This is a genomic window from Dietzia sp. DQ11-71 (genome assembly GCF_014144995.1).
GTDB classification, from domain to species: Bacteria; Actinomycetota; Actinomycetes; order Mycobacteriales; family Mycobacteriaceae; genus Dietzia; species Dietzia kunjamensis.
On record NZ_JAALDT010000121.1, the window covers coordinates 1 to 6,399 of the forward strand.

The 6,399-nt window shown below is 69.4% G+C and carries 8 protein-coding genes and 1 tRNA gene; 8 read left to right on the forward strand and 1 reads right to left on the reverse strand.

Features of this window, described 5'->3' with window-relative positions:
* Positions 1-269: thiamine pyrophosphate-binding protein (locus tag G6023_RS04885; RefSeq protein ID WP_347570717.1), on the reverse strand; the 269-nt coding region annotated here is incomplete at its 3' end.
* 196 nt (positions 270-465) lie between these two features.
* Here G6023_RS04885 and hadA point away from each other — a divergent pair.
* The 8 genes from hadA (at position 466) to G6023_RS04925 (ending at position 6,194) form a co-directional block, all read left to right on the forward strand.
* Positions 466-861, forward strand: coding sequence for a (3R)-hydroxyacyl-ACP dehydratase subunit HadA (hadA, locus tag G6023_RS04890; RefSeq protein ID WP_182634230.1), 396 nt, complete (start codon positions 466-468; stop codon positions 859-861).
* A complete protein-coding gene (locus G6023_RS04895; RefSeq protein ID WP_182634231.1) occupies positions 858-1,313 on the forward strand; it encodes a MaoC/PaaZ C-terminal domain-containing protein in 456 nt (151 codons plus the stop codon). Before hadA ends, G6023_RS04895 begins: the two co-directional genes overlap by 4 nt.
* Positions 1,314-1,477: 164 nt before the next feature.
* Positions 1,478-1,550 (forward strand) — tRNA-Trp (locus G6023_RS04900).
* A 36-nt stretch (positions 1,551-1,586) separates the two neighbouring features.
* Entirely contained in the window at positions 1,587-1,928 is a 342-nt protein-coding gene (gene secE, locus G6023_RS04905) for a preprotein translocase subunit SecE (protein WP_082923934.1), read from the forward strand.
* Positions 1,929-1,991: 63 nt separating this feature from the next.
* Entirely contained in the window at positions 1,992-2,960 is a 969-nt protein-coding gene (gene nusG, locus G6023_RS04910; protein ID WP_182634232.1) for a transcription termination/antitermination protein NusG, read from the forward strand.
* 248 nt (positions 2,961-3,208) lie between these two features.
* Positions 3,209-3,643 carry a 50S ribosomal protein L11 gene (rplK, locus tag G6023_RS04915; protein ID WP_154830598.1) on the forward strand — a complete coding sequence of 145 codons (435 nt, stop codon included), beginning with the start codon at positions 3,209-3,211 and terminating at the stop codon, positions 3,641-3,643.
* A gap of 90 nt (positions 3,644-3,733) precedes the next feature.
* On the forward strand, positions 3,734-4,462 hold the full coding sequence (gene rplA, locus G6023_RS04920; RefSeq protein WP_182634233.1) for a 50S ribosomal protein L1: 729 nt from the start codon (positions 3,734-3,736) through the stop codon (positions 4,460-4,462).
* Positions 4,463-4,979: 517 nt separating this feature from the next.
* Entirely contained in the window at positions 4,980-6,194 is a 1,215-nt protein-coding gene (locus G6023_RS04925; RefSeq protein ID WP_182634234.1) for an IS30 family transposase, read from the forward strand.
* Positions 6,195-6,399: the final 205 nt, after the last annotated feature.

A 6,399-nucleotide genomic window follows, 5' to 3' on the forward strand; every position in this document is an offset into this window, starting at 1 on the left:
GAGGCCTGCGCCAGCGCGGACACGCCGTTGGTCACCCCCGGACCGGCGGTGAGGACGGCCAGGCCGGGCGAGCGGGTGAGCTTGCCGGTGGCCTCGGCGGCGAATGCGGCCGTCTGCTCGTGCCGCACGTCGAGCAGTGCCACGCCGTGGTCCTCCTTCTCCGCGGCGTCGTACATGGGGAACACGTGCGCCCCGGAGAGGGTGAACATCGTCCGCACCCCGTGGGCGGCGGCGACGGCGGTGGCGTGGGATCCGCCGTGCCCCTCCACCGGGGTGGGGGTGTCACCGCGGGGTCCGGCCGGTGACCGCCCACCCTGCTCCTGTCCACCCTGCTCCTGCCCGGCCTGCGGGGCCGGCTCGTCGTGGCTCACATCGCACTCCCTGCTCGACTGCCTCCACCGTATGAGGCGGGGGCGACTCGTATCAGCGGTTCGGCGGACACGCCCTCGGGTACCGTCGGCGCCTGTGAGCACAGACAACGCTGATGACCTCGTCGTCGTCGGGGATCCGGTCACGGTCACCGACACGGTGGTGGCGCGCTTCGCCGAGGCGGTGGGCGCGCCGACCGACCAGGTCCCCGCCACCCTCGCGGCCGCCCTGACCGCCCCGGTCCAACGCGCGGTGATGGAGCACCCCGCGCTGCGCATCGATCTGGCGCGCACCCTCCACACCGCGCAGTCCAGCGAGCATCACCGGCCGATCCGTGTCGGCGACGTCCTCACCGCCACCGCCACGGTCACCGGGGTACGGTCGGCGCGCGGCGGGCGGATGATCGGGTTCGACACCGTGCTGCGCGACGCCGACGGCGAGCTCGTCCAGACCCTGACCAGTGCGCTGCTCACCGCGGAGGTGGAGGAATGACCGGGCGGGAGAAGGACGGACAGGAAACGACGACGAGGACGAGGACCACTGCCGCCGGGGAGGTCCTGCCGTCCCGGACCCTGCCGATCTCGCGGGACGACCTGCGGCGCTACGCCGAGGCGTCGGGGGACCACAACCCCATCCACCTGGACGACGCCGCGGCGCAGGCGCTCGGTCTGCCCGGGGTGGTGGCGCACGGGATGCTCACCTCCGCGCTGGCGATCGGGGTCGTGGCCGAGTGGGCCGGGGGAGCCGACCGCGTGGTGGCGACTTCGTTCCGGTTCGCCGGGCCCGTGGTCGTCCCCGCCGACGAACCCGCCCGGCTCGAGGTGGCGGGGTCGGTGAGGAAGGTGGCCGAGGACGGCTCGACCGCGGACGTCGCGCTCGCCGTGACCTGTGGCGGGTCGAAGGTGTTCGGCAAGGCGATCGTCACGGTCTCGCTCGCGGGGTGACGCCGGACGATTTCGGGCCACCGGCCGCCTGTCGTACACTGGGACGCCCGACCGAACGCGGTCGCGGACCGCGCTGCCGCCAGGCAGTCGCCGACACTGTAGAGTCGAGGCGTTCGTGCGGCCCGCAGGCGCGGGAGGGCACGGGTGGCCGGGAGACCGGCCGAAGGGGCGTAGCTCAATTGGCAGAGCAGCGGTCTCCAAAACCGCAGGTTGCAGGTTCAAGTCCTGTCGCCCCTGCACTTACCGCACACCAGACGACCCGGAGGTAGCCGCGTGAGCCAGGATCGCGACGACGACGTCGACGTCAACGGCGTCCGCGATTCCGACGCCGCTGCCGCCGTCCCCACCGGCAAGGCGGGGCGCGGCGACACCGCCGTGGCCGGACGGGTCCGTACGGACGCGGACAAGCCGGAGGACACGCGGACCGCCCGCACGAATCCGTTCCAGTACATCGGGCAGGTCGTCGAGGAGCTGCGCAAGGTCATCTGGCCCACGCGCAACCAGATGGTCACCTACACCATCGTGGTGTTCCTGTTCCTCATCTTCATGACCGCGCTGGTCTCGGGCGTCGACTTCGGCGCGGGCAAGCTCGTCGAGCTCGTCTTCGACCGCTAGAGACCTGCCGCTGGGGTCCGGGGCGAGATCCGGACCGCCGAACTTCGAGAGGACCGCATTTCCGTGAGCGACATCGATCAGAGCCCCGAGGCCGAGGGCGCCGAGCAGGCCGCGACCGAGGCGGACGCGGTGCTCGGTGACACGGCTGCGGATCCCGCCGACACCATCGACACCGACGCCGAGGCTGACGCCGCCGACACCGTCGCGGCTGGCGCCGAGCCGGACCAGGACGCCGCCACCGACGCGGTCGAGACCGAGCTCGACGAGGATGTCGAGGGTGAGACCGTCCCCGAGGGCGACGAGACCGTTGCGGAGGACGAGCTCGCCGAGTCGGCGCTCGAGACTTCCGGCGAGGCGCCCGAGGGGGCTCCGGCCGAGGAGGCCGCGGCCGACGAGGCGGCCGCGCCCGCGATCGACCCGATCATCGCCTTCAAGCGTCAGCTGCGCAAGCTTCCCGGCGACTGGTTCGTCATCCACTCCTACGCCGGGTACGAGAACAAGGTGAAGGCCAACCTCGAGACCCGCGCCGTGACCCTCGGCGCCGAGGACAAGATCTTCCAGGTCGAGGTCCCGGTCGAGGAGTTCACCGAGGTCAAGAACGGCCAGAAGAAGGTCGCCAACCGCAAGGTCCTACCCGGCTACGTGCTGGTGCGGATGGAACTCGACGACGAGTCGTGGGGCGTCGTGCGCAACACCCCGGGCGTGACCGGGTTCGTCAGCGCGACCGGTGGCGCCGCCGGCAAGCCCACCCCGCTCTCGCTGAGCGACGTGGCCAAGTTCCTGGCCCCCAAGCCGGAGAAGAAGTCCGCCGCCGCGGGCACCGCCGACGACCAGGGCTTCGCCCCGCAGGCCGTCGAGGTGGAGTTCGAGGTCGGCGAGTCGGTCACCGTCATGGACGGCCCGTTCGCGACGCTGCCCGCGTCCATCTCCGAGGTCGATCCGGCCGCGCAGAAGCTCAAGGTCCTCGTGTCGATCTTCGGTCGCGAGACCCCGGTCGAGCTCGGCTTCACGCAGGTCGAGAAGATCGACTGACCCGAGAAACTCCCACGACGACCCGTCCCGCGCCCGGCGCGGGGCGGGTCGCTCGTCTGTCAGCCCGGCCGGCGTTGGCGATTAGGGTTCCGACCGGCCGCGCGCGTAGACTCTCCAAGGTTGCGCCTGTGTTCCCGCCTGCCCTTCCGGGGTCGTGTGGGGAACCGGGTGCACACGACAGTCGGCCTCCCGCGTGTACAGCGCGGAGCCGAGATCCAGTCGAAGAATCAGGAAGACTGAGGAAGACGATGCCTCCGAAGAAGAAGAAGGTCTCAGGGCTCATCAAGCTCCAGATCCAGGCCGGCGCAGCCAACCCGGCCCCGCCGGTCGGTCCGGCTCTGGGTGCCCATGGTGTCAACATCATGGAGTTCTGCAAGGCCTACAACGCCGCCACCGAGAACCAGCGCGGAAACGTCGTGCCGGTCGAGATCACGGTCTACGAGGACCGGTCGTTCGACTTCAAGCTGAAGACGCCGCCGGCCGCCAAGCTCCTGCTCAAGGCCGCCGGCCTGCAGAAGGGCTCCGGCACCCCGCACTCCGCCAAGGTCGGCAAGGTCTCCATGGACCAGGTCCGCGAGATCGCGCAGACCAAGATGGAGGACCTCAACGCCAGCGACATCGACCAGGCCGCGAAGATCATCGCCGGCACCGCCCGTTCCATGGGCATCACGGTCGAGGCCTGACCTCCACCCCCCGAACATCTGTGGGAGGGCAGCTCAGGCCCGCACCACACCCGACCGCCGCGTGTTCGACGCGGCAGGAATGGAACTGACATGAGCAAGAACAGCAAGGCCTACAAGGCCGCAGCTGAGAAGGTCGACCGCACCAAGCTGTACTCGCCTCTGGACGCCCTGGCCCTGGCCAAGGAGACCGGCTCGACGAAGATGGACTCCACCGTCGAGGTCGCCATGCGACTTGGCGTCGACTCCCGCAAGGCGGACCAGATGGTCCGTGGCACCGTGAACCTTCCGCACGGTACCGGTAAGACCGCCCGCGTCATCGTCTTCGCCGCGGGCGAGAAGGCCACCGAGGCCGAGGCCGCCGGCGCCGACGCCGTGGGCTCCGAGGAGCTCATCGAGCGTATCCAGGGCGGCTGGCTCGACTTCGACGCCGCGATCGCGACCCCGGACCAGATGGCCAAGGTCGGCCGGGTGGCCCGCGTGCTCGGCCCGCGTGGTCTCATGCCCAACCCCAAGACGGGCACCGTCACGATGGACGTCACCAAGGCGGTGAACGACATCAAGGGCGGCAAGATCACCTTCCGCACCGACAAGGCCAACAACCTGCACTTCATCGTGGGCAAGGCCTCCTTCTCCACGGAGCAGCTCACGGAGAACTACCAGGCCGCGGTCGACGAGGTCATGCGCCTCAAGCCGTCCTCCTCCAAGGGCCGCTACATGCAGAAGGTCACCATCTCCACGACGACCGGCCCCGGCATCCCGGTCGATCCGTCGGCGATCTCCAAGCTCCTCGAGGCGGGTTCCGACTCCGAAGCGAGCTGATCTGCTCGGCTGAGACGCGACCAGCTCGGCTGAAGGCCCCGCGACCGGTTATCCGGACGCGGGGCCTTCCCGCATTTCCCGGCATGCGGCGAATTCTAGGAGTCGTTGCAACACCTGAGTGTGATCGAGGTGTTGCGTTGTGGCTGCTGAGGGCTCTGTGTGGGAGATCTTGCCGGTGCAGGAGTCGGAGCTGGAGTCGCTGGTTTGTGGCGGCTTGTCAGTTCGTGCGGCGGCCGGCCGGGTCGGGGTGCATTACGGGCGGGCGCTTGCGTTGGCGCACTCGCGCAAGTGGCCGGTGTCGACGAAGCGACATTCAACTGGTGATGAACGTGCGGCGATCAGGGCAGCGTTGGCGTCGGGGATGGAGCCGATGGACGTCGCTCGTGCCGTCGGGGTCAGCTCGTCGGTGGTGTACCGGGTCGGGATGGCCGCCGGGTTGTGGGTTCGCCACTTCGATGGCGTTACCCGCAAGTCGACGACCAGGCGGTGCGAGTACCTGCTCTTGCGGGCCCGGTCGATGGATCGTCGCGGGGCGGCCAAGGCGGTGGGGATCAGCGTCGAAACGGCGCTGGACTGGGATAAGGGCGTGACCAAACGCAATGGTCAGCCACGATCGGCGTTTGTCCCCGCGGGCCCGGACGTCGGCCTCTATAACCGTCTGATGAGTGTCTTGGAGTGCGTCCCGGGTCGCCAGGCGGTGCCGGTGGAAATCGTGCCTGTCGAGCGGGTCGAGAAGGTCATCTCGTGCCGTTACCTGTCAGTACTCGAGCGGGAGAAGATCGCCGACCTGCGCCGGGCGGGCGAGGGCATCCGCGAGATCGCCCGCCAGGTAGGCCGCAGTCCCGGGACGGTCTCTCGCGAGATCGCACGTAACAGCAGCAACGAGGGCCGCTACGAGCCACATCAGGCCCACCGGCGCAGCGTGCTGCGACGGTTCCGGCCCAAGGTCGCCAAGATCGCCGCGAACCCTGCTCTGGCGGCGTTCATCCAGGAGCGGTTGTCGCTATGGCACTCGCCCGAGCAGATTGCCGGAGCGTTGCGCCGACAGTTCCCTGACGATCAGGCTATGTGGGTGTGCGTCGAGACGATCTACCAAGCCCTGTACCTGCAATCCCGCGGTGGACTCAAGCGGCAGGTCCAGGCCGCTCTCCGGACCGGTCGGGCCAGGCGGATCCCTCACAAGCGCCCTGATCAGCGGCGCAGCAGGTTCGTCGACGAGATGGTGATGATCTCCGACCGGCCCGCCGAGGTCGAGGACCGGGCGGTGCCCGGCCACTGGGAGGGCGATCTGATCCTGGGCGCCGGGAACGCCTCGGCGATCGGCACCCTGGTCGAGCGCAGCACCCGCTACGTCATGCTCGTGCACCTGCCAGATGGCCACACCGCCGAGGCCGTCCGAGATCAACTCGTCAAGGTCATCTCGACCCTGCCCGAGCACCTGCGCGGATCGCTGACCTGGGACCAGGGCTGCGAGATGGCCGGACACAAGTCGTTCTCGATCGCCACCGGCTGCCCGGTGTACTTCTGCGACCCGGCCAGCCCCTGGCAGCGGGGATCGAACGAGAACACCAACGGACTGCTGCGCCAGTACTTCCCCAAGGGAACCGACCTGAGCGTCTTTGGCCCCGAGGATCTCGAGCACGTCGCCCAGGAACTCAACGCACGCCCCCGCAAGACCCTCTACTTCGAGACCCCCGCCGAACGGATGCGAGACCTACTAGCCTCAACCTAGGAATCCATCGTGTTGCAACGATCCCTAGAACCCGAGTGCCGTGAGCGGCCGGCCGCCGGCCGACCGGTCCGCAGCCGCTCCTCCCGATGGCGTCTCGCGTGCCGGCATGCCCGCCCCCCACGCAGCCGCTCCTCGCGATGGCGTCTCGCCGTCGCTTCGGGGCGTGCGAGACGCCATGTTCGGGCGCGGCTGTGGGGGAGATGGG